The 26,785-nt window shown below is 48.4% G+C and carries 26 protein-coding genes; 14 read left to right on the forward strand and 12 right to left on the reverse strand.

Annotated elements, in window-relative coordinates:
* Window positions 1-10: 10 nt before the first annotated feature.
* A complete protein-coding gene (locus KFE96_RS05625; RefSeq protein ID WP_255835006.1) occupies window positions 11-1,900 on the reverse strand; it encodes a DUF3604 domain-containing protein in 1,890 nt (629 codons plus the stop codon).
* A 271-nt stretch (window positions 1,901-2,171) separates the two neighbouring features.
* On the opposite strand from KFE96_RS05625, the gene KFE96_RS05630 reads away from it, so the two are divergent.
* Window positions 2,172-4,253 (forward strand): M13 family metallopeptidase, encoded by a 2,082-nt coding sequence (locus KFE96_RS05630; protein ID WP_255835007.1) that lies wholly within the window; start codon window positions 2,172-2,174, stop codon window positions 4,251-4,253.
* A 241-nt stretch (window positions 4,254-4,494) separates the two neighbouring features.
* The gene (locus tag KFE96_RS05635) at window positions 4,495-6,585 is read left to right on the forward strand and encodes a M13 family metallopeptidase (RefSeq protein WP_255835008.1); all 2,091 of its coding nucleotides are present in this window, start codon (window positions 4,495-4,497) and stop codon (window positions 6,583-6,585) included.
* 54 nt (window positions 6,586-6,639) lie between these two features.
* Here KFE96_RS05635 and KFE96_RS05640 read toward each other — a convergent pair whose 3' ends face one another.
* The 3 genes from KFE96_RS05640 to KFE96_RS05650 form a co-directional block, all read right to left on the reverse strand.
* A complete protein-coding gene (locus KFE96_RS05640; protein WP_255835009.1) occupies window positions 6,640-7,137 on the reverse strand; it encodes an ATP-binding protein in 498 nt (165 codons plus the stop codon).
* A gap of 186 nt (window positions 7,138-7,323) precedes the next feature.
* Window positions 7,324-7,710 carry a hypothetical protein gene (locus tag KFE96_RS05645; RefSeq protein ID WP_255835010.1) on the reverse strand — a complete coding sequence of 129 codons (387 nt, stop codon included), beginning with the start codon at window positions 7,708-7,710 and terminating at the stop codon, window positions 7,324-7,326.
* 76 nt (window positions 7,711-7,786) lie between these two features.
* Window positions 7,787-8,647, reverse strand: coding sequence for a LysR substrate-binding domain-containing protein (locus KFE96_RS05650; RefSeq protein ID WP_255835011.1), 861 nt, complete (start codon window positions 8,645-8,647; stop codon window positions 7,787-7,789).
* 115 nt (window positions 8,648-8,762) lie between these two features.
* Here KFE96_RS05650 and KFE96_RS05655 point away from each other — a divergent pair, with 115 nt between their 5' ends.
* The 4 genes from KFE96_RS05655 to KFE96_RS05670 all read left to right on the forward strand — a co-directional run bounded on the left by KFE96_RS05655 (window position 8,763) and on the right by KFE96_RS05670 (window position 13,503).
* Window positions 8,763-9,941: an acyl-CoA dehydrogenase gene (locus KFE96_RS05655; RefSeq protein WP_255835012.1), complete on the forward strand. Its 1,179-nt coding sequence runs from the start codon at window positions 8,763-8,765 to the stop codon at window positions 9,939-9,941.
* Window positions 9,941-11,095: a CaiB/BaiF CoA-transferase family protein gene (locus KFE96_RS05660; protein ID WP_255835013.1), complete on the forward strand. Its 1,155-nt coding sequence runs from the start codon at window positions 9,941-9,943 to the stop codon at window positions 11,093-11,095. Before KFE96_RS05655 ends, KFE96_RS05660 begins: the two co-directional genes overlap by 1 nt.
* Before the next feature lie 110 nt (window positions 11,096-11,205).
* Window positions 11,206-12,636 (forward strand): serine hydrolase, encoded by a 1,431-nt coding sequence (locus KFE96_RS05665; RefSeq protein WP_255835014.1) that lies wholly within the window; start codon window positions 11,206-11,208, stop codon window positions 12,634-12,636.
* Window positions 12,637-12,756: 120 nt separating this feature from the next.
* The gene (locus KFE96_RS05670) at window positions 12,757-13,503 is read left to right on the forward strand and encodes a DUF6680 family protein (protein ID WP_255835016.1); all 747 of its coding nucleotides are present in this window, start codon (window positions 12,757-12,759) and stop codon (window positions 13,501-13,503) included.
* On the opposite strand, the gene KFE96_RS05675 is transcribed toward KFE96_RS05670, so the two are convergent.
* Window positions 13,500-13,976 carry a cupin domain-containing protein gene (locus tag KFE96_RS05675; RefSeq protein WP_255835017.1) on the reverse strand — a complete coding sequence of 159 codons (477 nt, stop codon included), beginning with the start codon at window positions 13,974-13,976 and terminating at the stop codon, window positions 13,500-13,502. The genes KFE96_RS05670 and KFE96_RS05675 overlap by 4 nt on opposite strands.
* A 160-nt stretch (window positions 13,977-14,136) precedes the next feature.
* On the opposite strand from KFE96_RS05675, the gene KFE96_RS05680 reads away from it, so the two are divergent.
* Both KFE96_RS05680 and KFE96_RS05685 read left to right on the forward strand, forming a co-directional pair.
* Window positions 14,137-14,505 (forward strand): NUDIX domain-containing protein, encoded by a 369-nt coding sequence (locus KFE96_RS05680; protein ID WP_255835018.1) that lies wholly within the window; start codon window positions 14,137-14,139, stop codon window positions 14,503-14,505.
* A 60-nt stretch (window positions 14,506-14,565) separates the two neighbouring features.
* Window positions 14,566-14,985 (forward strand): PACE efflux transporter, encoded by a 420-nt coding sequence (locus KFE96_RS05685; protein WP_255835019.1) that lies wholly within the window; start codon window positions 14,566-14,568, stop codon window positions 14,983-14,985.
* A 130-nt stretch (window positions 14,986-15,115) separates the two neighbouring features.
* Here KFE96_RS05685 and KFE96_RS05690 read toward each other — a convergent pair whose 3' ends face one another.
* The gene (locus KFE96_RS05690; protein WP_255835021.1) at window positions 15,116-15,583 is read right to left on the reverse strand and encodes an SRPBCC family protein; all 468 of its coding nucleotides are present in this window, start codon (window positions 15,581-15,583) and stop codon (window positions 15,116-15,118) included.
* A gap of 176 nt (window positions 15,584-15,759) precedes the next feature.
* Between KFE96_RS05690 and KFE96_RS05695 the strand changes: the two genes are divergently transcribed.
* Window positions 15,760-16,662, forward strand: coding sequence for a LysR family transcriptional regulator (locus KFE96_RS05695; RefSeq protein WP_255835023.1), 903 nt, complete (start codon window positions 15,760-15,762; stop codon window positions 16,660-16,662).
* 45 nt (window positions 16,663-16,707) lie between these two features.
* Here the strand turns inward: KFE96_RS05695 and KFE96_RS05700 are convergent, their stop codons facing one another.
* Both KFE96_RS05700 and KFE96_RS05705 read right to left on the reverse strand, forming a co-directional pair.
* Entirely contained in the window at window positions 16,708-17,223 is a 516-nt protein-coding gene (locus tag KFE96_RS05700; RefSeq protein WP_247015440.1) for a helix-turn-helix domain-containing protein, read from the reverse strand.
* Between the two features lie 124 nt (window positions 17,224-17,347).
* Window positions 17,348-18,361 carry an AraC family transcriptional regulator gene (locus tag KFE96_RS05705; protein ID WP_255835024.1) on the reverse strand — a complete coding sequence of 338 codons (1,014 nt, stop codon included), beginning with the start codon at window positions 18,359-18,361 and terminating at the stop codon, window positions 17,348-17,350.
* A gap of 142 nt (window positions 18,362-18,503) precedes the next feature.
* Between KFE96_RS05705 and KFE96_RS05710 the strand changes: the two genes are divergently transcribed.
* Window positions 18,504-19,352, forward strand: a complete 849-nt coding sequence (locus tag KFE96_RS05710) for a DUF2306 domain-containing protein (protein ID WP_255835025.1) — start codon at window positions 18,504-18,506, stop codon at window positions 19,350-19,352.
* 23 nt (window positions 19,353-19,375) lie between these two features.
* Here the strand turns inward: KFE96_RS05710 and KFE96_RS05715 are convergent, their stop codons facing one another.
* The 3 genes from KFE96_RS05715 to KFE96_RS05725 form a co-directional block, all read right to left on the reverse strand.
* On the reverse strand, window positions 19,376-20,347 hold the full coding sequence (locus KFE96_RS05715; RefSeq protein ID WP_255835026.1) for a carbon-nitrogen hydrolase family protein: 972 nt from the start codon (window positions 20,345-20,347) through the stop codon (window positions 19,376-19,378).
* A 14-nt stretch (window positions 20,348-20,361) separates the two neighbouring features.
* Complete coding sequence (locus KFE96_RS05720; protein WP_255835027.1) at window positions 20,362-21,570, reverse strand: glycosyltransferase; 1,209 nt, start codon at window positions 21,568-21,570, stop codon at window positions 20,362-20,364.
* Window positions 21,571-21,732: 162 nt separating this feature from the next.
* Window positions 21,733-22,128: a hypothetical protein gene (locus tag KFE96_RS05725; protein WP_255835028.1), complete on the reverse strand. Its 396-nt coding sequence runs from the start codon at window positions 22,126-22,128 to the stop codon at window positions 21,733-21,735.
* 199 nt (window positions 22,129-22,327) lie between these two features.
* Here KFE96_RS05725 and KFE96_RS05730 point away from each other — a divergent pair, with 199 nt between their 5' ends.
* The 4 genes from KFE96_RS05730 to KFE96_RS05745 all read left to right on the forward strand — a co-directional run bounded on the left by KFE96_RS05730 (window position 22,328) and on the right by KFE96_RS05745 (window position 25,669).
* Window positions 22,328-22,795: a YHS domain-containing (seleno)protein gene (locus KFE96_RS05730; protein ID WP_255835029.1), complete on the forward strand. Its 468-nt coding sequence runs from the start codon at window positions 22,328-22,330 to the stop codon at window positions 22,793-22,795.
* Window positions 22,796-22,849: 54 nt separating this feature from the next.
* Window positions 22,850-23,344 carry a VOC family protein gene (locus tag KFE96_RS05735; RefSeq protein ID WP_255835030.1) on the forward strand — a complete coding sequence of 165 codons (495 nt, stop codon included), beginning with the start codon at window positions 22,850-22,852 and terminating at the stop codon, window positions 23,342-23,344.
* A gap of 164 nt (window positions 23,345-23,508) precedes the next feature.
* Window positions 23,509-25,260: a gamma-glutamyltransferase gene (gene ggt / locus KFE96_RS05740; RefSeq protein WP_255835031.1), complete on the forward strand. Its 1,752-nt coding sequence runs from the start codon at window positions 23,509-23,511 to the stop codon at window positions 25,258-25,260.
* A 70-nt stretch (window positions 25,261-25,330) separates the two neighbouring features.
* Window positions 25,331-25,669, forward strand: coding sequence for a hypothetical protein (locus KFE96_RS05745; RefSeq protein WP_255835032.1), 339 nt, complete (start codon window positions 25,331-25,333; stop codon window positions 25,667-25,669).
* 34 nt (window positions 25,670-25,703) lie between these two features.
* On the opposite strand, the gene KFE96_RS05750 is transcribed toward KFE96_RS05745, so the two are convergent.
* Window positions 25,704-26,720: an alpha/beta hydrolase gene (locus KFE96_RS05750; protein WP_255835033.1), complete on the reverse strand. Its 1,017-nt coding sequence runs from the start codon at window positions 26,718-26,720 to the stop codon at window positions 25,704-25,706.
* Window positions 26,721-26,785 lie beyond the last annotated feature (65 nt).

The raw sequence follows: 26,785 nt of genomic DNA on the forward strand, positions 1-26,785 counted from the left end.
GCGGGCGGCCTTATGGTTTATACCAGATAGCGGATGTATAGGCACGTTCCTGTATCACTTCCGGGCCTTCCTCCGGCGCTTTATCCAGCCCCAGTGCGATAGCATCAAGAAGTGAGTGTCGTGCGGTTGGGATTTGGAGTACTCGTACATAATAAAAGGCGCGTTCATTCGGGTTAAATTCAGGGTCGCTCCATTTGGTTATCAGCTCAGGTGTGCCGATGGTATTGGCGGTTTTTCCTGTTGTGCGGTCTACCGTATCGCCAACCGCAGGCAGTTTGCCATTCGCATCAATGGTACGGCTACCCGACCACGCAACGTCAAATACCTTTTCATGAAGTTGCCCGCCTGCATCCAGCCAGCCTTTTATTACTTGTACGCGGTCAAGGTTTGCGCCAACCGGATCTTTCACCGCTTGAATGAGGAATTTTGGCGCCGCGCCTTCCTCGTTTGAGCGAGAGAAATCGCCACCCATAGGCACACCGCCGGCATAACCAACTTCCGCGATATTACCAGCTTCAGCATCAAAACCATCAAAGCCCCAGCCAGCGAAGAAACGCACACGCATGCGGGGCCCGGTGGTGCCGTAAACCTCTTTGCGTTTGAAAGCGTTGAAGATGCTTTCGCGGGTATTTTCTTCTGCCCAAACGGCAGCTAAACCCTGTGCCGCCATGTTCCAGCCGTTTACCGTGCGGCGGCCAATACCGAAATCCTTTTTCGCCTCAGGTATACTATCACGCGCCATCTTGCCCCAGAAATTATCTTCATCAGCAGACGCCAGCCCGCTGTGGCTATCGGTGGAGCCGATCACGCCAAATTGGTATGGGTTCACGCCAACTTTGCTTTCGAGCTTAAGGCCGGTTTTTAGGGCTGACCGAATATAATCTCCCTTACCCGGTTTATAGGTGTAAGGCTTTTCGCTGTTTTGGATATAGAAGCCGTAAGTTTCAAAATCAGCAAATTCATCTTCTGGCGAAAGGCTTGGGTGTGTTTCACTGTCTCCCTTGATTTGGGTAATCTCGGTAACTGGTTCCCAGAAGCTGCGGCGGGTGGCGTATTCTTCCGTTATTGGCTCACCCTTCAGGGTCGTTTCCTGGAACATATACCCTTTGGAAATATTGGAATTATGTGGGATGGCCAGAAACTTGGCGCCTGTACGTTCTGAGGTTGCTTCAAGCCAGGCCCACAGGTCTTCTGGGTATTGGCTTTCATCTGAACCGTAGGGCAGATACTGCTTGGCGGTGTCGCCGCCGTCGGGGGACATAACAATCCGGTGGAGATTGGCGCCTGTTGGAATGCTGCTCCATTCCCAACCAATGAGGCTGGTGAATTTGCCCGGTTCATTATGCTTTTCCGCCGCATCAACAATTTCATTCCAGGCAATTTGTTCAATGGCGTTTGTGTTGCCAAAGGTGCGTGTAGGCATTCTGTTGTTTGGATCTTGCACCGGGTCACCACCCGGGTTGGCCATTTCCTTTGGGAGCAGATCCACGAAAACATCAGCTGCGGTGCCTTCTTCAATCTTATCGTTCAGGGTGTTGATAGCAAACCAGCGGTACAGGCTATCCCACCATCCCATTTCAGGTAGTTCTTCAACCAAATCAAAATTAATAGCGCGGATCACGCCCATCAGTTCCGCATGATCAGCCACCACAAGGAAATCCAGTGGGCGCTCAAGCTGTACCCGTGCCCGGTTATAGGGGTGGATCACAGGCTGCCCTTTAGCCCAGCGGTAGGCAGTGTCCGGATCAGCAGACTTATTCTCGTTCATGAAGGCATCAAAAGAATAGGATGTATGAAGGTGAGTATCCCCCCAATAGAGATTGGTGGGTTCTTTATCCCGTGCCGCGGCGGTTAATGAAAGCGCGAGTAGCGCACAGCCACCAAGTAATTTCTTTATCATTTTTCCCTGCTTCCCTTTGGTTGATCTATGTCTTTGATCAATTTAAATCATATGATTTAAATAATGTGTATCATTAACCCTAATTCTTAGCAAGCGCGAGAAATGCTCTGGGGTTTTAAGCTGAAATCAAGATAGAAAACAAAGAAGGTTTAGGTTGTATCAAGTCATTTGTTGACAGTTTTTGGTTGTGCTGACCTAATGTAGTAATCGGACCAATATGGAAAAGGGCTGTAATAACTAATTGGTTTCGTTACATATCTTTGGGGGAATTATGAAAAATACATTGAAATCTGCGGTGGCGGTATCTGCGCTTATGTTTACTGCTGCCTGTTTTGATACCGAGCCTGAACAGGCTGTGGCCATAGGCAAGGATAAGGTTGTTGCTGATGTACCAAAACCTCAAATAGGAGCGTGGGGGGTTGATCTGTCAGCGATAAAGGAAAGTGTACGCCCCGGGGATGATTTTTACGAATATGTAAATGGTGTGTGGCTCGATACAACTGAAATCCCTTCTGATAAGGCGCACTTTGGCCCTTATTCCACATTGAATGACAGAGTGCTTGATCATGTCAGGAATATTGTTGATGAGCTGGTTCCTGCATCTTATGCATCTGGTACAGTAGAGCAAAAGATTACTGATTATTATCATAGCTATGTAAATATTGAAAAACTCAATGAGCTGGGTGTGAAGCCTTTACAGCCGAGACTCCGCGAGATTAAGCAAATGGCTTCGGTTGATGATCTGTCGGTTTTACTTGGCAAATACTATATCAGGTCACCTCTCTCTTTTTCGCCCCAGCGGGATACGGCTGATCCATCCAGATACTATATGGAAGTGTATTATTTTGGTTTTGGGCTGCCGGATAAAGAATATTATCTGAGCGAAGACGAACGCTTTATAGAAATTCGCAAAGTATATCTTAGCTATGTTGAGAAAATGTTGGGATTTGTTGGAGAAGATCAGTTTGAGCAAAAAGCGCGAGAGATTCTGGCGCTTGAGACTGAGATGGCAAAAATTCAATGGGACCGAAAAGATATATTCGACTCTGAAAAAACCTATAATCCGATTAATTTCTCTGACCTTGCTTTAGAATATCCCAATTTTAACTGGACGCTATTATTTGAAGCTGCAGGGTATGATAAATTCGACAATCTGAATATATACCAGCCTTCGGCAATCAAAGGTTTCATAAAACTACTGAATGAACAATCAATTGAAACTTGGCAAGCATACCTGGCCTATCGCTTAATCACATCTAATTATGAGTTCCTGTCGCAGGAAATATATGATGCCTATTTCGATTTCCATGGTGTAAAACTGGCAGGGGGAACAACGCCTCCACCCCGTTGGAAGAGAGGTGTCGAGAATATATATTATTCGGATGCGCTCGGAGATGCGCTAGGTAAAATCTATGTAGCACGCCATTTTCCAGAATATGCCAAAGATCAGGTGTCTGAGATGACTGAGAATCTGAGGACAGTTTTTGGAAAGCAGTTGGAAAGTACTGATTTAATTGGAGATGCTACCAGAGCCGAGGCTTTGAAAAAGCTACAGACGCTTGAAAAATCCATTGGATATCCGGACCAGTGGCGAGATCATACATCAATTCAGATGAAGCCAGATGATTTATATAGCAATACCGATGCCTTGAAGCAGGCTTATCGTAAGAAAAATATTAATCGGTTAAAAGTCGGCGCGTATAAGGACGACACTCGATTATTTCCTTTTGCGATTAATGCTTTTTTTGACCCACAAGGTAATAGAATCATGTTTCCAGCAGGCATTTTACAGCCACCATACTTTGATCCCGCGGCTGATATGGCGGTAAATTACGGTGCAATTGGTTCTGTTATTGGCCATGAAATTGGTCACGGTTACGATAGGCGGGGATCACGGTTCGATAGTGCTGGGGTAAGCAGAAACTGGTGGTCAGCCGATGATTTGGAGAAATTTACCGCTCGTACCAATATGTTGGTAGAGCAATATAGTAAGTTCGAGGCGTTACCTGATCAATTTATCAATGGCGAACTGACAGTTCACGAGAATGCTGCTGATCTGATTGGTTTGCGCATGGCTTATGATGCCTACCATTTAGCGTTGGACGGAAAGGAAGCTCCTATCATTGATGGCCTGACTGGCGATCAACGTTTTTTCCTCGCGTTTGCACAGTCTTATAAACATAAATATAGAGATGAAAATCTACATGAACGCCTCAAAACAGATTCGCATGCCCCAGCAAAATTCAGGGTGAACGGTGTGGTGCGTAATATACCTGAATGGTACGTGGCTTTTGATGTGAAAGAAGGTGATGCGCTATATTTACCACCGGAAAAACGGGTATCAATTTGGTAATTCTACGTAGCGAGAAAGCTTAAAAGGAAAGGGCCATTTTAATGGTCCTTTTTTGTACAATGTTTCACAATTTCGGGAAAACACGGCGAAACGAAAGTTAAATCAGAGGAAATGCAGGGTTCTATTACTAAAGTTTATTGACGTAACAGTGTAAGCCGCGCTTAATGTGGCCCCAATGGCGTATGGTGGGTCAACGCTATAAAAATCAACAATAATGGTTACAGTTCCAAAGGGGGAACACATGAAGAATTTACTAAAAATGTCTGTTGCGACAGCAGCGCTTTTGATTGCGGGCGCATGCTCAGAAGGTACAGAAACTGCATCTGCTCCAGCAGAAGAAAAAGCAACACAGGTTGCTGCTGCAAAGCCTGAGCTTGGCACTTGGGGCGTTGATATGACAGCGCAGAAAACAAGCGTGAAGCCGGGGGATGATTTCTTCCAGTATGCGAACGGCACATGGCTAGACACATTTGAGCTGCCAGCAGATAAAACAAACTACGGTGCGTTCAACGTACTTGGTGATCGTTCTCGTGATCAGGTAAAAGCAATCATTGATGAACTTGCTTCTGGTTCGTACCCAGCTGGTTCCGTTGAGCAGAAAATTTCTGATTACTACAACAGCTATATGGATGTTGAGACAATCAACAAACTTGGCATCGCACCGCTTCAGCCAACGCTTGATTATATCGCGGGCATTAGCGATGTGGCTGGCCTTACAGAGGCATTCGGTCGTCAGGATATTGATAGCATCACATCGCCACTTGGTTTTGGCCCGGGTATTAACCGTACAAACCCTGACGCATACCAGATGAACCTTGGTTTTGGCGGCATGGGCCTTCCTGACAAGGATTATTATTTCAACGAAGCAGAGCGCTTTGTGAAAATCCGCGAAGCATATGTAGCTTATATTGAAAAGATGCTTACATTCGCGGGCGTTGAAGGCGCAGCAGAAAAAGCACAAGCGGTAATGGCGCTTGAAACAAAACTTGCTGAAAAGCAGTGGGAACGTGCTGATCGCCGTAACCGTGATAAAACATTTAACCCAATCAATTATGCTGATCTGGCAACAGAATATCCGGGCATTGATTGGGATGCGATGTTCAAAGCAGCAGGCTATGCTGATTTTGCTGATCTGAACGTATCACAGCCATCTGCTGTGAAGGATGCGATTGAGTTGATCAACACCCTTCCGATTGAAGACTGGAAAGCATACATGACTTTCCACCTGATCTCAGATCACTCTGCGGTTCTTCCTGAAGAGATTGATCAGGCTGCGTTTGATTTCTACGGTAAAACACTTCGCGGTCAGCCACAGCAGCGTGCGCGCTGGGAACGTGCTGTTGGCCGTGTTGGCGCCCTGAATGCGCTGGGTGAAGCGATTGCACAGGTTTATGTGAAACGTCACTTCCCTGAAAGTTCAAAAGCGCAGATGTCTGAGCTAGTGGAAAACCTCCGCACAGCACTTGGTCAGCGTATTGATGGCCTTGAGTGGATGGGCGATGACACGAAGGTAGAAGCGCGCAAGAAGCTTGCGTCTTTCAACCCGAAAATTGGCTACCCGAACAAGTGGAAAGATTTGTCTTCCATGGAAATCAAAGCGGGCGATCTGTTCGGTAACGCGAAATCTATCCGTCTTTATAACTATGAAGATACAAAATCTCGTCTTCATAAGAAGACAGACAAAGACGAATGGTTCATGACACCGCAAACAGTGAATGCTTATTATAACCCTGCGTATAATGAGATTGTATTCCCTGCGGCGATCCTTCAGGCACCATTCTTTGATCCTGCGGCTGATCCAGCTGTGAACTACGGTGGTATTGGTGCTGTAATCGGCCACGAAATGGGCCACGGTTTTGATGATCAGGGTTCCAAGTCTGACAGCGAAGGCGTTCAGCGTAACTGGTGGACTGATGAAGACCGCACAAACTTCGAAGCGCGTACAAAAGCTCTTGCAGCTCAGTATGACAAATTCGAAGCGGTTCCTGGTAACTTCGTAGACGGTAACTTCACACTTGGTGAAAACATCGGTGACCTTGGTGGCCTTGCAATGGCGTACCACGCATACAAGCTTTCTCTTGGCGGTAAAGAAGCGCCAGTGATTGATGGCCTTACTGGCGACCAGCGTTTCTTCCTCGCATGGGCACAGGTTTGGAAGCGTAAGTACCGTGAAGCAGAACTGATTAACCGCCTAAAATCTGATCCACACTCACCATCTGAGTTCCGTGTGAACGGTATCGTTCGTAACATGCCAGAATGGTATGAAGCGTTTGGTGTGAAAGAAGGCGATGCGCTTTATCTTGCACCGGCAGAGCGTGTAGCGATCTGGTAATCAGGCCGTTTTATAAAAGTTCTGGAAAGGGTCGCTTATGCGGCCCTTTTTTATTTATGGCTCCGCTTTATGTATGTGCACTTCAAACCCTTCTTCTGCGGTGGGTGGTGCATAATGCTTGGTGATACGGTGGAACTGTTCTTCTGTTGCAGCAAAAACATGCTCGCCTGCTGCATTTCGCGCTTTTAGCCGTTTCAGACACAGATCATCCGGTGCTTCAAGAACATGAAGGGTATGGGCTGCACCAGAATTTTTGGTGATTGAACGCATCCAGTTGCGGTTCCCAACTGTATTAGCAGGGAAATCCAGTACCACTGAAACACCAGCTTTAAGAAGCGCAGTGATGTGTGGCCCCATTATTTTCCTGAGGTTGCCAGAGCGGTGTACATAATCCGCGACTGTAGCCATTTCGGCGCCGTACAGGGTGCTGAGCCAGTCATCCTCTGAAATAAGAACAGTTTTCTCAGCCGCAGCAAGTTTTGCAGCAAGGGTGGATTTCCCAGAAGCGATTTTACCGCACAGCATGTGCAGCGTTGGGTGTGTAGGTGTCATGATAAAAACCTTGGTTTCCGCGTGTGCGGCATATTTCACATAAATTATAAAGGCTTAACCCGGCCCGATCGATCAGACCGGGATGGTAATTCGCTTTTGCTGCCAAAGGGCATTTATGTGTTTAAAGGTATTTTTCATCATGAGATATGATGTGGCACTATCTAGGCTTGATTTCAAGACTTTGATTTATCCTGTGGAAGGCTTTTCCTGAACGCTTAAAATAACAGCTACTATCAGCATGCCTGACGCAATGATATCTATCCAATACACCTTCGTGAGTGATGAATTTAAAGGTTCCAATAGATGATACAGCAGGATGAAACTCAGCATGCTGAGCAACCCCACAACGCTTGCTGTAGGGCGATGCTTTGTTTGAAAGGCTGATAGCATTATAAACCCACCAATTATGCCAAATAAAACGGCCCGGTGCTGTAATAAGAGAAGCATGTCTTTGGATTGCTCCGGAATCTGGTAAAGCGCAGATAGCTGTTCTTGCCCCAGAACGCCCATAAGCGGTGCGAAGTTAATCAGCCCAACGATTAGGTATAATCCGGTGATAAGATGCTGTTTCATGCCTGTTTCTCCTGCGATGATTTATTTTGCGGGCCGGAGGTAATGAGAGCAATGGCATGGAAGGTAATAAAACTGGCTATAACCCCAGCAACCAGTCCTTGAAGATATGAACCTTGCTGCTGTGTGCCATGGCACTTGGGTAGGCTAGGTGGTAGCCCTCGCGGCTCATCACAGCTTCACCGAATGGGGTGATCAGGCGTCCTGCCTTTAGGTCCGCCTCCACATACAGCATGGGCATGATAGCAACGCCGAGCCCGCTCATCACTGCTTCGATCATCATGGTAAAATTCTCAAATTTTGGGCCGGTTTTTTGTTGGGCGGAATTCATACCTTGGGCCGCAAACCATTCTCCCCAGGCGGCGGGCCGCGTTGTCATCTGCAAATGACTGTAGTTGAAGATATCGTCTGTGCCGTAATGGGCTGGTGCGATCACGGGCACTAAATGCTCATCCAGTATCTTGTGGCTGATATAATCAGGCCAATCACCGCTGCCGTAAATAATTGCGGTATCCACCTGCGCACTATCAAAATCCTCGAACGTGAGACCAGAGATTATATTGAGCTGTACACTGGTGTGTTTCTCCGTGAAACCACCAAGCCGGGGGATAAGCCAGCGGCTGCCGAAGGTGGGCAGAAGGCCGAGTTTTAAAATATTTGCATCCGCCCCGTAGCTGATAAGCCGGCTTACAGAGCGCTCCAGCGTTTCAAGGGTTGGGGAAAGTGTGCGCAAGAATTCTTCCGCCGCGGGGGTAGGGATTAACCGTTTTCGTTCCCGTGCGAACAGGGGCTTGCCGGTGAAATCTTCCAGATTGCCAATTTGCCTGCTTACGGCACTTTGGGTGAGGTTGAGTTCCTCTGCCGCTTTGGTCACCAACCCATGCTTCATTACACTTTCGAAACATTCTAAAGAGATAAGGGAGGGTAAGTGGCGGCGCATAACTGCTCTTTCATTACATTTTGTAATGAATTTATCAGAATTAATCACTTCAATACAGGGTTTTTATGGTGTTTTATGATCTTTCATCATTAATTCAGCCTACGGGGAAGTAGCCATGTCATCGAAGCCGCAGTTTAACTGGGAAGATCCATTCCTGCTTGAGGAACAGCTTACAGAAGAAGAGCGGCTGATCCGCGATAGCGCGCGGGATTATTGCCAAGATAAGCTGCAAACCCGCATTCTTGAAGCCAATCGCCATGAAGTGTTTGACCGCGATATCATGACAGAGCTTGGTGAAATGGGCCTGCTTGGTGCAACCATTCCTGAAGAATATGGCGGGGCAGGTGTGAACCATGTGGCTTACGGCCTGATCGCGCGTGAGGTTGAGCGTGTGGACAGTGGTTACCGCTCCGCGATGAGTGTGCAGTCGTCCCTTGTGATGTACCCAATTTATTCATACGGCACTGAAGAGCAGCGCAAGAAATATCTGCCAAAGCTGGCGTCTGGTGAATTCGTGGGTTGTTTTGGTCTTACTGAGCCTGATCACGGTTCTGATCCGGGGGGCATGAAAACGCGCGCGGAAAAAGTGGATGGCGGGTACCGCCTGACGGGCGCAAAGATGTGGATCACCAACAGCCCAATCGCTGATGTAGCAGTGGTGTGGGGCAAGCTTGACGGTAAAATCCGCGGTTTCATTCTTGAGCGTGGTATGGAAGGTTTCTCAACCCCGAAAATCGAAGGCAAAATGAGCCTCCGCGCTTCTATCACGGGTGAGATTGTGATGGATAATGTGTTTGTGCCGGAAGAAAACCTTCTGCCGAATGCGTCTGGCCTCTCTGGTCCGTTTGGTTGCTTGAACAAAGCACGCTACGGCATTGCGTGGGGTGCGCTTGGCGCGGCGGAATACTGCTGGCATGCTGGTCGCCAGTATACGCTGGACCGTTCGCAGTTCGGTCGTCCGCTCGCGCAAACCCAGCTGGTGCAGCGTAAGCTCGCGGATATGATGACAGAAATCACCCTTGGCCTTCAGGCCTGCCACCGTGTGGGCCGCCTTCTGGATGAAGGTAAAACAGCGCCTGAGAATATCTCCCTTATTAAGCGTAACAGCTGCGGCAAGGCGCTGGATATCGCCCGTATGGCGCGGGATATGCACGGTGGTAACGGTATTTCCGATGAATTCCATGTTATCCGCCATATGGTGAACCTGGAGACAGTGAATACCTATGAAGGCACCTATGATATCCACACCCTTATCCTTGGTCGTGCGCAAACTGGCCTGCAGGCCTTCATGTAATGGCAGGACCGCTTGAAGGGATTAAGGTTCTTGATCTGAGCCGGGTGCTTGCGGGGCCTTGGGCCGCGCAAACGCTGGCTGATTTAGGCGCAGATGTGGTGAAGGTGGAACGCCCCGGCGCGGGAGATGATACCCGCCAATGGGGCCCGCCATATTTCAAAGACGGTAACCGCGAAATCTCTGCCTATTTCATGACAGCGAACCGGGGCAAGCGCTCAGTCACCGCTGATATGCGCACGCCAGAAGGGCAGGAGTTTATCAAAAAGCTCGCAGCCCGCGCGGATATCGTTGTGGAAAATTTCAAGGTTGGTGGGCTTGAAAAATACGGGCTGGATTACACGAGCCTGAAGGCTATTAATCCGGGCCTTATTTACTGCTCTATCACCGGCTTTGGGCAAACCGGGCCTTATGCCAAACGTGCGGGGTATGATCTTATCATTCAAGCCATGGGCGGGTTGATGAGCATTACGGGTGAACCTGATGATGTGCCGGGCGGCGGGCCACAGCGCGCGGGCGTTGCGGTGTCTGATCTGTTCACGGGGCTTTATAGCACCATCGGTATTCTCGGCGCACTTCATCACCGTAACGTATCGGGCGAAGGCCAGCATATTGATGTTGCACTCTTGGATACACAGGTTGCGATGCTGGCGAACCAAGCTTCAAGCTATCTGGTTTCAGGCACCCCGCCAGAACGCCAAGGCAACAGCCATCCTTCTATTGTGCCGTACCAGTCGTTCGCAACGAAAGATGGCCATATGATTTTGGCAGCCGGGAACGATAGCCAGTTTAAGCATTTCTGCGAAGCTGCTGGTATGCCGGACTTAGCGAGTGATGAACGCTACAGCACGAACCCAAACCGTGTGGCACACCGGGCGGAACTGGTGCCGATTGTTGCCAGCATTATGAAAGGTAAAACCACTGAGGAATGGATCACCGTTCTTGAAGGTGTGGGCGTGCCGTGCGGTGCTATTAATAAACTGGATGCGGTGTTTGCAAACGAGCAGGTGAAAGCCCGAGGTGTGGAACTGCTGCTTGAAGATAAAATGCCTTCTGTGGCGAACCCCATTAAAATGTCTGGAACACCGCTCGAATTCACCAAAGCCCCACCCCATCTGGGCGCTGATACAGAAGATGTGATGAAAGAATTGGGCTAAGCCTGAGACTAATAAAGAAACGGTAAAAGCTGGCCCCGTGCCGGCTTTTCCTTTAAAAGGCTTTCACATTGTTTTGGGGTTCGCGGTACGCCGCAATTGGGGGATATCAGATGCGTTTTTTCATCGCTTTTTTACTGGTTTGTTTTTGTGGTCTACCGCTTCGGGCGGATGATGGCCTGAAGGCCGCGCTTGATGACCAGCTTCTTAAAAATGAAGCGCAGTACGGCATTGTGGGCCAATCTGTCATGTTGCTGAAGAACGGTGAACCGCTTTACCGCGGTAAGGCAGGCCTCGCGCATCTGGAACTGGATGTGCCGGTGGCAGAAAATCACTTGTTCCCCAGTTATTCGGTGGCAAAGCTTTTCACCAGTGTGCTGGTGATGCAGATGGTGGAAGAAGGCAAGATTGATACGGGCGCATCTATCCGCACTTATCTGCCAACCCTCACGGAGCGCTGGCAGCCTATCACGGTGGCGCATGTGCTGAACCATACATCAGGTATCCCGCGCTATATTGATGATGCCATCACCAGGAATAAATTCCTGCCTTCAAAAGCTGCGGTTTTTGAAGCCTTCGCAGATGCGCCAGAACATTTTAAAATCGGCACCCGGAACGGCTATAACAACACCAATTATCTGGTGCTGGCTGCCATCCTTGAAGCGGTGAGCGGGGAAAGTTTCGAGGCGCTTGTGAACGCGCGTATCATCACCCCGCTTGGGCTAAAGCACACAGGGCACGCCAGCGCAAAAGCGGTGGTTAAAAATATGGTTTCCAGCTATCAGGGCGCAGACGGCACTGTGCGCAAAAACATTGATGTAGACTGGCCCATTTACACCTTTTCGCACTCAGCGCTTTATTCAACACCGGAAGACCTCACCAAATTTATGACAGCCCTTACGCGCGGCAAATTGGTGCCAGTTCCGGTGCTCAAAAACTTCTGGCAGCCTATGGTGCTCGCGGATGGCAGCAACGGCCACTATGCCTTCGGTTTCGAATATGCGGAGCGGGACGGTTATATCCAGGTGGGCCATGATGGCGGTAACCGGGTGAAGCTGCGGCATTATTTCCCCATAAGCGGTGAGGGTGATAGCTACACACTCGCCTACCTCACAAACGGCTATGCACATGGTGTGTGGACCGATATTTTCGCCGATAGCGTGATGGCCCGTGTGAACAAGGGGCAGTTCGCCCGCGCCCATATTACAGAAGCTTTTATGGCCCATATGCTGGAGCATGCTGGCGAAAGCACAGCGGCCCTATATGGGGATATCCTGAAAGCAGTAGGCAGCGCTGCGGCGGCAGAAAGTTTTATCACCAACAGGGCCTACGCTGTGCGCTATGCCGCAGGCCAGAAAGCCGCTATCCCCGCCTTTAAAATGCTTACTGACCATTTCCCAAACTCCGCCAACGCGTGGAGCCACCACGCCGAACAGTGGGAGCATCTGGGCGATACAGCAAAAGCCATTAGTTATTATAAGAAAGCGATCGAGCTGAATCCGGAACATGGGTATGCGAAGAAACGGTTGGAGGTTTTACCATAATTCGTGAATGGTGGCGCTAACAGCTATATAAGTAGTGTTGGCGCAATATAGGCGCTTTTAAAATACAGTTCATGGTTTATAAGTTTGATGAGTGCACAATTTATTTCAGAGGCTCATGCTATGGGTATCAACGATTATTTGATGATTTTAGCCGTTCTTTTAGCACCGGTGGTAGCTGTTCAAGTTGATAAGTTTCTTGAGAGAAGACGTAGGGAAAAAGCGCGTAAATTGGATGTATTCAAGACGTTGATGGCCACTCGTGGCAAAGGCCTCGACCCTCGTCATGTTGAAGCTTTGAACATGATTGATATGGAGTTTCACGCTGAAAATAAAGTTTTGGAGGCTTGGAAAGCTTATTTTGATATCTTGCATCAGGCACCTGAAGTTCCTAAAGCTAACGGTGGTGATGAAAAAGAGTTGGCACAACAGCAATCTCTGTACGATTCAAGAATGTTGGTTTGGACCAATGATCGGGAGAGGCTCTTAGCAGAACTGCTATTTGAAATGAGTTCTACTCTTGGATACAAGTTTGATAAAACTTATATCAAGCGATCAATATATTCTCCTCAAGGGCACATTGATGCGGAGCAAGAGCAGCAGTTGTTGAGGAGGACGCTTACTGACCTAATACTCGGGAAACGTCATTTACCTGTTTTAAGTATCTCTTTGCCAGCGACTGCGGAGGAACAAAAGCGCTCCAACGAAGAGGCTACGGAGCAAAAGTTGATCCGGCAATTGCTGATACAGCATTATAATGGTGAGCTTTCTATTCCGGTAAAAATTGTAGGCGACGATGTTCCTCAACCAGAGCCAGTCCAGTCGACCGTATCTGATCAGTCAGTTAACTCTGAGGAAAGCGAAAACTAATACCCACTCCCATCCTTCTTTGTAAACACCCAGCCGTCTGGGGTGAAGGTGGCTTTCATATCATCTTGGGGGTAGTCGACGGTATCGTCGGCGCTGCGGTCACCAACCTCTAGGATCACAGCGTCAACGTTTGATCGGTTCACCAATTGGTGGGCCTCACCGCCCGCAGGGAAGCCCGCGCACATGCCCGTTTTCATCACTTGCTCACCGCTTTCAGTTACCAACACCACTTCGCCCGCGAGGATATAGATAAATTCATCCTGGCTTGAATGTTTGTGAAGGAGGGCGCTTTCCCCGTCCGGCGCGAGCGTAGTGTGGTTCACACCGAAATTCTTCAGATCAAACACATCCCCCAGCACCCGTTTGGTGCGACCTTCCATACGCGCGGCGAACTGCTGTGGGTACACAGATTTCACTTTGCGCGGCTCGGCATTTGCGGCATCAAAAGCGGATTTTACGGGCGTATCTGACATGAAGCTGTCCTTCCGGTTTCCTGTTGGCGTAAACTGAATTTAGGAAGCTTCTTCCGCGAAATCAATTGGCTGACAAAGATATGATTTTGGCCTTGCTGGGCTGGCTGGTGCGTGCCTATGATCATGGCCTTTCGAGCAGCCGGATAGGATGGGGGATTTTATGATCAGATGCGCGTGCCTTGTGGATATTGTGGGGGATACTGTGCTTTTGGTGCGCGCGCGGGATAATGATGTGTGGTATTTCCCCGGCGGTAAGATTGATCCGGGAGAAACGCCCGCAGAGGCCCTTTCGCGCGAGCTTGAAGAAGAACTGGGTATCGCGCTTTCTGCGAGTGAGTTTGAGCATATCGGCACTGTTTCCGGCCCCAACCATGACCGCACGGCTGAGGCAGAGCTTATCTGCTACCGCGCCCCATATGTGCCGGATGTGAAAGCGCAGGCCGAGATTACGGGCGTGGAGCGCATGCGGGTTTCAGACCGGGCCCGTATGGCCCCGCTTGTGGAACAGCTGCTTGATAGCCTTTCCTGAAGTATTTCATTTCCAAAGGTGTTGCCCGCCGTTATGGTGCAGGCATGTTTAGGAGTGAGTATGTCTGTTAAGGAACGCCTGTTTCATATGGTGCTGTTTGAAGCCATTGCGCTTCTTCTCTTTATCCCGCTGGCGATGCTGGCAACGGGTGAAGGCGCAGGTGCTATGGCGGGGCTGAGCATCGGCCTGTCGCTTATCGCGATGTTGATGAATTTTCTCTACAACTGGGGTTTTGATATTGTGTTCGGGCATGAACGCATTAAACGCACTGTGAAAATCCGTATCCTTCACACGGTGGGGTTTGAAGTGGCGATGATTATCAGTTCCTTCCCGCTTATCATGTATGTGCTTGATAAAGATTTCCTCACCGTTCTGCTGCTTGATATCGGCGGGGTGGCTTTCTTCCTTGTTTATGCGTTTATCTTCAACTGGGTGTATGATGTGGTGCGCCACCGGATGGTGACCCGGGAAGCTACATAAAGCAAACCACCCCCATCTTAATCAGCGAGAAGAAAACGGGGGTGGCAGGCGTGCCGTTCAAGGCTCGCTACCGCGAACTTTAGGGAAAATCAGGGTAAGCCAGGAACGGTTAGGTAGAGAGCGGAAAGGTTCAGGCAGCTGCAGGGGCCAGCTGTTTCTCTACATAGTTTGCATTGCCTTCAAGCAGCCCCATCAAGCCTTTGCTGAACTGCATTTTCATAAGCGGCAGAATAAGCTTGCCAAGAAGGCCCATCTTCGGCGTGAAAATCATGGTCATGGTGACCTGTGTTTGGTTTGCGCCAAGGCTCCGGAATTCAAAGTTCGCGTGCGCATCTTTGATGGGGGCGTTGGTATCATAAATTTCCACAGTCATGGTTTGGTGCTTTTTATAGGTGGTGATGCGTTCCTTCAGGAAGGTTTTACCATCTGTGAAATCACACTGGCGGAGGGCACCCATACCGGTTTCCTGCTTGTTTTCCAGAAGGTATGAGTGCTGTACACCCGGATGGAATTTATGGATGTTTGCATAATCATCCCAGCTGTTCCACACGCTCGCAATCGGGGCATTCACGGTTTTTGTAACGGTAACTGTAGCCATTTTAAAATCTCTTTTCTTCGCGGTTTAGTTCCAGCGCCTCGGGCGGTTACTCCGGACTGCTGCGCGACAATTTCTTGTTGCCCGTTATATCTAGTGCGGATAATAATAATCCGTAAGATGGAATAAGCTGAACATGGTGGTTCAAATTTGAACCGATTAAGAAAAGGCAATAGGCAATGATGCGCGGTGGTACGTTTGATTGGGATGATCTGAAATATTTCCTTGCGGTAGTGCGGGCTGGCACGCTGCGGGGCGGTGCCGAGCGTATTAATGCAAACCACAGTACTGTATCCAGAAGACTTGCCCTTCTTGAAGAAACCATTGGCAGTCGCCTGTTTGACCGCACGAAAGATGGCTTTGTACTCACCCAGCTTGGGGAGGATCTGCTGCCCCATGCAGAACGGGTAGAAGAAGAAATCACCTCAGCGTCCCGCGTGATTGTGGGGCGGGATGCACTGCCAAGCGGGCCCATTTATATCAGCATGCCGCATGCGCTTGCGCTCACGTCCCTTATGGATGATTTCAAGGATTTCTCAGAGAAGTATCCGGATATTGATCTCCATATGCAGTTTACCAATGTGGTGGTTGATCTTACCCGCCGTGAAGCGGATGTGAGCTTCCGTGTAGCCCATGAAGTGCATGAAGATGTGGTGGGCCGGAAGCTGGTGTCTATGTCATCTGCTGCATACTGTAGCCCTGAATATGCTGCAAAAATGGAAGATAACGGCGGTGAAGGGCTTGCCTTCATTGGTTGGGACGAACCGGAAGGGGATACCACTTCTAAATGGATACAGGAAAGCCAGTACCCAAAGGCTACACTAAGGCACCGGGCGGCTGAAATTGTACCTCATATGGGGCTGGCGGCAGCGGGGCTTGGGCTCGCACAAATCGCCTGTCACCTGGGGGACCGCTATTCTGGGCTTGTACGCGCGCCGTTCCAGAAACCGATAGAGCACAGAAGCATTTGGCTTCTGCTTCACCGTGACCTGAGGAAAACAACGCGCGTACGCTTGTTTGTGGATTTCATTGCCGAGCGGACGCGTGCGAAGAAACATGAATTTTGGGTGGGGATGGATTAAGGAGTTTCAGCTTCACTACAGGGTGAAGCTGAAAGGCTTTATGGCTTAATCCCGGTTCATGCGTTTGCGGAATTCCCGTTCTTCCCATTCTGGGCCAAGGAATTTGAAGAAATTGCAAGTAATTGCCCCTTGCAGTGCAATGGCAAACAGCCACGGCACCAATACAAAAATCCACCAGTGGAATACGGGTGTAAGCAAAAGATTGAGAAGGATAAGCCCCGGCATAACCAGCACGAACACCAGAAGGTGTGTGTAAAATCCTTTCAGGTTTTTTACATGCTCAATAGCTTCTGCTTCGCGTGATGCCTTAAGGCTGCTGAAGCTTGGGTGGTTTTCTGTCGTGTTCTCGGGCCGTGTTTCTGTTTTTTCAGACATCGTTCTTTCCTGTGTCATTAAATCGCTGACGTTAGTTTCAAGAACGGCCGCAAGGCATTTAAGTGTTTCTAAGCTCGCGGTTTTGCCGCTTTCAATACGCTGAATTGTGCGCACGCTAACCCCCGCATGAAATGCGAGTTCTTCTTGTGACCAGGCTTTCTCTAAGCGGTATTTCTGTACACTCATACTATGCTCCGTTGTTGATGCCTGATGCATATTGGAAACATGGGGTTATAAACCACGACACGCCCCCGCCATGACGCGACAGGGGTGTGATTTAACTGTATCCGCGCGCTAAAAAATTAGCAAATCAGTCTTTCCGGAAGCTGCCCGGGGTTTGCCCTGTCCAGCGTTTGAAGGCGCGGGAAAAGGAGCTCGGATCAGCAAAACCAACCAGATAGGCGGTTTCGTTCACAGAAGCTTTTTGTCCGTTCAGATAATGGATCGCCATTTTTTCCCGAAGCTCATCAAGAAGCTGTTCAAAATTTATTTCTTCAGCTTTCAGATTCCGGTAGAGCGTTTGGCGGCTGATGTTCATCTGCTCCGCCACCGTATCCATATTATAATTGCCTTTATGCAGAACTGGAATCAGTAAGCTTTCCACCTGAGCGCGGGTGGTTTTGCTGTGCTGTAGTTCATCCAGCAGTTTCTGTGCATGTTCAGACAGTACCCCGAGGATATAAACATTCGGGTAAAGGAGCTGAATATCAAGCCAGCTTTCGTGAATAAGAAGGGCGTTTCTGTCGCTGCCGAACACCACAGGGCCGGGCATAAATTTTTCATATTCCGCGGCGTGTTCCGGTGCGGCGTGGGTAACATGCACTTCAATCACATGAGGTTCATCAGGGAAGGTGCGTTTGGTTTCCGCCACAAAGCGTGACCATGTTTCCTCTGTCATTTCAGGGAAATCATTCGCATTAAAACGGGTGTCTACCATCCATGTTTTGCTCCCCTCTCGTACAATCTGGAAACGGTTATCTTTTTCTGGCACATCCAGTTCGGCAACCAGATAGCCGAACCTGTTCAGGAGGCTTAAGCCCTCTGCCATGGTGTGCGCTGAATAGCACATCATGCCCACCACAGAGATTTCATTGAAGTTTTCATTCGCCCCTAATTTAAGCGGCAGTGCGGGATCACCGGTTAGCTCCTTTGCGGCACGGGTAAGGGTGATATAGCCTTCAAGCGGAATTCGGTTGTCAGGGTTTTCAAGCTGGGAAGCACTGGCATCAGCGCGGGTAAGAAGGTCTTCCCGGTTCGCGCCGTGGGCGCAGGCAAATTCAAGGTGAGCAGAAAAATATCCTGCGGAGACTGTCGCTATATTCATGAGCGTTTCCTCATTGTTTTTTTCTTAGTTTAAAGGCCGCGTTACGAGATGCCAACAGTTTGATTGCTGCGGTCATGGGAATGCTGGATGGGGACCCTTACATAAAGGAAATAACGATAAAATATAATGCGAGGAAAATCCCATGACAGATATGACGGCACCCGGTTTGGCGCCGGGCAGCAAGAACACGCGCAAGCGAGCGGCGAAACGTTCCCTCGATATGGCAGCAAAATACTGGTGGCTCGTGACGGTAGTTGGCCAGTGGTTTTTTACGGCGTATATCGCGGTATTTTTTGGTAGCCGCTTTTTCGCGGGCGGTGTAGCTGCGTTTGAAAATACGCATCTTCCTTCAGGCTATGTGGAAGGTGATACCGTTGGTAATTTAGCGGTGGCAACCCATGTGCTCTTGGCGGCGATTATTATTGGCGGTGGGCCACTTCAGCTATGGCCGAAAGTCCGAGCCAAATTCCCAACCTTTCACCGGTGGAATGGTCGGTTTTATATGCTGGCTTCTATGCTCGTGAGCGCAGCAGGGCTTTATATGACCTGGTTTCGGGAAGGTGGTATTGGGGATACCATCCAGCATATTGGTACCAGTAGTGCAGGTGTGTTGATTTTCGTCTTTGCGTGGAAAGCATATTTTACGGCCCGTAATCGGGATTTTAAAGCGCACCGAAAGTGGGCCTTAAGGCTCTTCATGATGGTAAGTGCCGTATGGTTTGTGCGGCTTATGCTCTTTGGCTGGATATTCGCTACTGGTGGTATCGGGATTGATTTTAAAACCTTCTCCGGCCCGTTCCTGTATTTCACCTCATACGGTCAGTGGTTGTTGCCTCTACTACTGCTTGAGGCCTATTTTTGGGCACAGGAACGGGCGCAGGAAACAGGAAAGTTCGTAGTTTCGGGCACACTGTTTCTTGCAACAAGTGCTATGGCATTCGGTGTGTTCGCAGTAACTGCCGCGAACTGGATTCCGAAAATAATGCAATAGCCCGATGGGGTTTGAGGGGTGCTTTACCCCTCAAACTTCACTCCGTCCATCGGGCGGGTATTTACTGAAAGTTCAAAGATATCAGGGCGGCTATAATGCCCATTTGTATCAAGGGTTTGTGCTTGTTCCTTAAGAAGGCTGGTATCCACTTCTGCAATCACAATACCGCTTTCATCAAAGAGCGGGTCTGCCAGATAGCTGCCATCAGCCGCGACGATTGAACTGCCGCCGTTATGGATGAAATCACTGTTTTCACCTGGCATGGCTTCCAGCATTGCAAGCGCTTCAGCGTTTGTGTTTCCAAGTGATTTATAGCCTTCAATCACATCGCTTCGTGTCATGATTGAACCTGCAGCTGCAACCGTGCAGCGCCCTTCAAATGCATAGTGGCGACTGGCCACTTGGTGCATATCTTTTACAATCGGCCACTGAGCGATATGGAAGGTTTCGTGTTTTGCATGCATTGCAGCGCGCGCGAGCGGCATCCAGTGTTCCCAGCAAATCAGGCTGCCTAGCGTGCCCCACGGGGTTTCCACCGTTTCCATTGTGCTGCCATCACCGCGGCCCCATACCAGACGTTCTGTATAAGTTGGTACCAGCTTCTTGTGGGGTGCTGGTTCTGCCGCACCCGGTGTGAAGGTGAAGGTAGTGTTATAAAGCGTGTTACCGTCCCGTTCGTGGGTACCGATTACGATATAGCTGCCTGTTTCATTACAAACATCCTGAATAGCTTTCAGGTGTTTGTCGCCGCGCACTACAGAGTTTTCATATAGGGTGCGGAATAGGGCTTTGGCGCCAGCATGATCCCAGATCGCAGCTTCCGGCGAAAAATCCAGCCATACCGGGTAGCCTGGTAACCAGCATTCCGCAAAACTGATGATGTTTGCACCTTGACTGGCAGCTTCCCTAATATGCTTTACAGCTTTTTCAGTACTGGCTTCAAGGTTCAGGAAAACTGGCGCTTCCTGAACAACGGCTAATTTTGCTTTATGCATGTGTTTCCCTCAAACTAGGCTGCTTTTTCAACCATGCTTGCTGCACCAATGGCTTCGAGACAATAGGCCATATATTCTTGAAGAGTTTCATGGCGCTTGGTCTTGTTGCCTCCTGCGAGCAGGAAGTTATAATTTTTCAATTGAACTTCTGCATGGTCAAGGTTCCCGTTAAATGTTTCCGGATTGTGCGCAGAAAACAACATGGTTTTTTCATCAAAAATTAGTGATGTGTTTCTTACCCGTTCAAGAAGCAGCGTAGCCTCGTTTTTATCAATATCTCCCTGAGCAGCTTTTGCCATTAGGTAATTCCAATCATCGATATCATCTGGCTGAGGTATCTGGCTGTAGGTATATTCAATGCCTTTCAACATGGATGATTTGAAGGCTTTCGTGATTTTGTCATCTTGAAGGAAATTATAAACAGCTTCAGCATCAAGAGTTTTCAATAGCCGTGGCAGTACAGGCAGAAGGATACTGGCAAGTGGCCGTTTGAGCTCCTCAGCTAAGGTTGTAAGCTCAGTTATGATGTGACTGAATTTAAAGTCTGCATCAATATGGAACAAATATAATGCTCTGTGCATGCGGCTTTTAGCCGGTGAAGGCCTATTATTTAATGTAGTAGGAATCTGTGTTTGGCTCAATTCGATGAACTGTTGAACCAGAGTGGAATATTGCCTGGTGTAGCTGTAATCGCTTTGGATACGATGATGCGCATTCTCTCTTACCTGTTCAATTAACTCTGGGTTTTCGAGATAGTTAAGGATTTTGCTCTCGAAATCGGTTTCATCAAAGAACTCGATTTCTTTGCCTTCTTCGAAGAATAATTCAGGTTGCTGCGGTTCAACAGAATGTTGGGTACGAATTTGGAAAAGTACAGCGCCTGAATTAATGCTCTCAATGGCGCGGTAATTATAAGGGCCGTGTTGTACTACGGCATTCAGGCTGATCTTCGCGCGCTGCATAAGTTCCAGATATTCGCTTCGAGGGATACCGTATTTGTGTACGAAATTATACTTGTGCCCATACTTTTCTTGTAGCGCGTTAAATAGTTCACAAGTGATCCGTCTAAAGGGGCCGGTACTTGTTGTTTCGCTCTCGCTGAATGTTAACAATACATCGATATCTCGTTCTTTTTTCGGATCCTTAACGAAATTGTGAAAAGAGCCCCAATTTAAGCCAAACGGTATATCCATAAAGGTTTTTTCAGGGTGAGCATCAGACATTAGCTCCTTAAAAGCTGGTGACATTGTATTAATAACATCATAAGACTTAGTCAGGTTATCCAGAGCAAGGCATCTCATTTGGTGAGTATACGTATTCACCGTTGGAAACGGGGCCAGTTCTGTATGCCGGGGGGGGACACTTGCACCGCATATCTTAGGATCCTAAAAGAAATCAGGTTTATATCCTTCAGGTAGTCTGGAGATAATTTCAGGCATGCCTTCGCGGAGGTTATTGTAATTTATTCTATCAATACGATCACACATGTGATTTACGCTTGAAATCGACACAATATCGGCAACTAATAGTAGCTCTATGGTGTGAAAATTAGGATAAACATCGTTGTTTATCTCGCCTACTAGAATTCTAGGGCGCCTAATTGACATTTTTTGAGCATACTTAACCCTAAACTCATTTCGTTTAAGTAGAAAGTTTATATTTGAGGGTTGAGATTTGATGACATTTTCAAATGCCTGCTCGATATTTTGGAGTAGTATCAGGTACTGTTCGTCATTCTCGTTTAAAGTGTTTAGTTTGTTGTATGCATCCTGAAGATTCATAATTCACCCCCAAATTCAATGTTTACGCCACCTGAGCGAGTTCTGTTTCGATTCTGGGGGGAATAAGCAACTAGCATGCCATTAAGGGTTGAATACAACTAAGGTTAATAAAGACACGAAATCTTTACCTGACGTTAGGGGACAGCATGCAGTAAAAGCCTTATGGAGGGTGGAGTAGTTTTTAGTTATGGGTAGAGACATGAAATTTGTGAAAAATATTTTCATCGCACTTTCGCTGGTACTTAGCGGTGCGGCTGCGGCATCAGCAGAAGAAGATGCGATTTATACAGGCCTTCTAAGCAGTGAAGCGGTGAGCGGCTATGATACGGTTGCTTATTTTACTGAAGGTAAAGCCGTTAAAGGCTCTGATGAGTTTTCAACAAAGTATATGGGCGCTGAATGGTTGTTTTCTTCAAAGAAGAATCTTGAACTATTTAAGAAAGACCCTGCGAAATATGCACCGCAATATGGCGGTTACTGCGCATGGGCTGTAGGCCACGGTTACACAGCATCTGGTGATCCTGAAGCATGGAAGATCGTGGATAACAAGCTTTATTTGAACTACAACAAGCATGTTCAGGAGCGCTGGTCGGAAGATATTCCAACATACATCAAGGATGGGGATAAAAATTACCCTGGCTTGGTGGACTTGAAGTCGGCGAAATAATGCAAACAAGCCTGTCTCATTTGAGGCAGGCTTTTTTACTTAAGGACTAATGAAATGAAAGCAATCCTGGCGGCAGCATCCATCGTGGTGTCCTCCCTTATCGCAAGCCCGGTGGTGGCACAAGAAAAGACGGAAATCGTTACAAAAGGCGTTAATCACCTTGGTTTAGCTGTACGTGACTTGAAGAAGACAGTAGCCTTTTTCACAGAAACACTTGGCTGGAAAGAAGCGGGTGGGCGCCCAGATTACCCGGCAATTTTTGTGACAGACGGCAGTTTGTTCCTAACCCTTTGGCAGGTGGAAGATCCAGCAACAGCAACACCGTTTGATCGCCGCAAGAACGTGGGGCTACATCATTTGGCCATTACTGTGAATACGCTTGAAGATCTGGATGATCTTCATGCCAAATTCCAGAAAGTGGATGGTGTGGAAATTGAGTTCGCACCTGAATTTTTGGGTAACGGACCAACCACGCATATGATGATCCGCGAGCCATCAGGTGTTCGCCTTGAGTTCATCGTGCCGGGCGGAAAACGCCGCGGGCAATAATTCATTGGAAAATCTGAGCAATAAAACAATATTTTATAGCACAGGTTTCAACATATTCTTGCAATGCAGGGCTTTCCTTTTCTGGCGAATATGCCCTAATGTAGGATAGAATTATGTAAGGGCTGTGGTTTCACAGCCCTTTTAAATGATCGGGGAGTATTTGTATGCGTTTAATGTCTTTGGTTTCAGCTCTTGTTATTGGGGTTAGCGCCACCTTCGGTGTGTCTGCTCAGACAAAATCTCCAACCCCGCTTATTTCTTATGACATTCAGTATCATCCAACTATCGCCAAGAACGGCATGGTGGTTTCCCAGGAATATCACGCAAGTGAAGCTGGCCTTGAAATCTTACGGGCTGGCGGTAATGCGGTGGATGCCGCGGTGGCAACGGGTTTTGCCCTTGCGGTTACTCACCCACAAGCTGGTAACATTGGTGGCGGTGGTTTCATGATGGTTTATCTAGCGGAAGAAGATAAGACCATCGCTATTGATTACCGTGAAATGGCACCAGCGGCCGCGCACCGGGATTTGTTCCTTGATGCGAACGGTGATGTTGATAATGCGCTCGCGCGTTTTAGCCTTAAGTCATCTGGTGTGCCAGGTACTGTAATGGGCCTCACGCAAGCGCTAGAGAAATACGGAACTTTGCCGCTTAAGCAAGTTATGCAGCCTGCTATTCGCCTTGCCCGTGATGGTTTTGAAATGACATGGGCTCTGCAGGACAGTTTGACCCGCTATAAGCCGCGCCTTGAGCGTGACCCGATTAGCCTCAAGCTTTTCTATAAGGCAGACGGCAGTCCATATGTGGCGGGTGAGGTTTTCAAACAGCCTGAGCTTGCAAATGCCCTTGAAGAGATCGCGAGCAAAGGCGCTGACGGTTTTTATAAAGGCTGGGTAGCGGATGCCATTGTTGAAAAAATGAAAACAAGCGGTGGTTTGATTACCCATAAAGACCTTGAAAACTATGTTGCCAAAGAGCGTGAACCAATCGTTGGTACATACCGCGGGTTCAAGGTGGTAACAATGCCGCCGCCATCATCTGGTGGTATCCATGTTGTGCAGATGCTGAATGTGCTTGAAGGCTATGATATGGCAGCAGAAGGCCATAACAGCGCGGGCTATATTCACCGTCTTACGGAAACAATGAAATATGCGTATGCAGACCGTTCCAAGTGGCTGGGTGACCCTGATTATTTCAACGTGCCGCGTGCTGCGCTAACAGATAAAAACTATGCCGCTGAAATCCGCGGCAAAATCAAGCTGGACCGTGCCACGCCATCAACAGAAATCGCACCAGCACCAAAGCTGCCACGTGAAAGCCATGATACCACCCATTTCTCTGTGATGGATAAGGCGGGTAATATGGTGGCAAACACTTACACGCTGAACTTCACATACGGTAACAGTAAATCTGTGGATAAAGCTGGTTTCCTTCTTAACAACGAGATGGATGATTTCTCTGCAAAACCGGGTGTGCCAAATGCCTTTGGTCTTCTGGGCGGTGAAGCAAATGCTATTGAGCCGGGTAAGCGTCCGCTCTCAAGCATGACACCAACCTTCCTGTTTAAGGATGGCAAGCCACTGATGGCAACAGGTAGCCCAGGTGGTTCGCGCATTATCACTACAGTATTGCAAACAATCCTGAATGTGATGGATTTTGGTATGAATGCGCAGGCGGCAACCAGCGTGCCGCGTTTCCACCACCAGTGGTTCCCTGATAAGATTTACACCGAGGCTGGCTTTAGCCTGGATACACGCCGTATCCTTGCGAAGATGGGTCATGATGTAAGCCTTGATCCGGTTAAAGGCCGTGTTGGTGTGCTGGGGGCTGAACAATCAGTAATGATGACACCGGACGGCTATATCACAGGTGCCGCAGATCCGCGCAGACCGGGCTCTCATGCTGCTGGTTTCTAAACACAGCGAAAGCTAGACAAACACTAAGGTCGCTTGCATGATGCAGGCGGCTTTTTTGATGGGGAAAGAAATGGAAGCGCTGACAGAGTTTGAACGGGCCGTTCTTGAAGGTTTGATTGGGGCTTGCCCAGAGCAGGCGAAAGTTTTAGAGGGTCAGCTTTCTACTGTTGAGGTGGTTGATCGCTCTCGAGAGCCGTTTTCTATTGTCATTTCCTTAGTGGTTGCCGAGGATGCACCGAAGCTGGAAAAAGACGTTATAGTCTTTCCCATTCAGTTTTTTTCGGTAGAAAATATGAAAGATGATGTACGCGTTGAGGTTCATACAAGAGATGGTTATCTAAGCTATATCCGCATTTTCTCTTTTGGTGAAGAAGTGGTTTTTCCACTTATAAAAGGTAAAGAGAGTTAAGGTGAGGCCAACTTGAGCGTTGGCCTCTTGTAGGTTAGCTATTTGCCTTAACCCATTCTCTCAAAGCGTCCATTGCTTTAATATCATGCCGCACACCGTTGTGGGTTGCGCCTTCAGTGAGATAGAAGGTACCGTCTGTGTTGTTACGTACCACTGGGCCGTAAACCATTGAATTAAAGGTGGTGTCGTGGCTGCCTACTGTTACGAACAGGGGTTTATCAATTGCCTGCAAGCCGTCCCTATAGTGGGCTGGTGACATGCTGGCTGCTGCATTGAAGCTGTATGTGTGCAAAGGTGCCTCTTTAGGCAAGTTAAAGAACATCACAGGCTTATGGTTCCATACATCAAAACCAAAGGTGTTTAAGAAAGCCAGCGCAATAAGGCGCGGAATATGCACTTTCATAAAGCCGCCGCTTTGTTTTTCAACACTGTTTGGCTGTTCCATGGTGGGTGCATCTTGCCCGAGAAGGGGAGCGAACAGGATATAGCCGTCTACCTCTGGTGCATCATCTATCATGGCGTAACGGAGAAGGATGCCACCACCCATTGAATGGCCCGCGACCATTACTTTACTGTCTGGATGTAGGGTTCGTACATGCTTAACAATATCAGCCATATCATCCCGGTACTGATCTGTGTAGCTTAGGTCACCTGGTTTGCCGCCAGACATGCCGTGCCCTCTCAGGTCAATTGAATAGACCGTTGCATTCGTGGCGTTTCGGATGTTGCCAGCAAATTGGTTGCTTTGAAAACCATCTGCCAAAACGCCGTGGAGTTGAATGATAACCGTATCTGTGTTCCCACCAGTGTATTTTCGCCCGAAAATTTTAACGCCGTCTCTTGCTGTGAACGGGTGAGGTTCATAGGTGAATTTTTGTTCGAAACCCAAATCTGCAATTGTCTGTGCACTCATTGGCTTTCTTGGGCCTGCATCCGAGAAATCTGGGTTATCCATATGTACCATGGCAGCGGCTGTTCCGAATAAAATCGGCGTAACGATTGCTAAGGTGATAAAGGCGCGTTTGATAAAGTTCTTTGTATTGTCCTGCATTGTGTCGCTCGCTGTGTGTTGTTGCTTATGTTTCATTATTCGCGAGCGGCGCGGGGTTTATCACA

Origin of the sequence: Kordiimonas sp. SCSIO 12603 (assembly GCF_024398035.1) — a bacterium.
In the GTDB taxonomy this organism is placed as follows: Bacteria; Pseudomonadota; Alphaproteobacteria; order Sphingomonadales; family Kordiimonadaceae; genus Kordiimonas.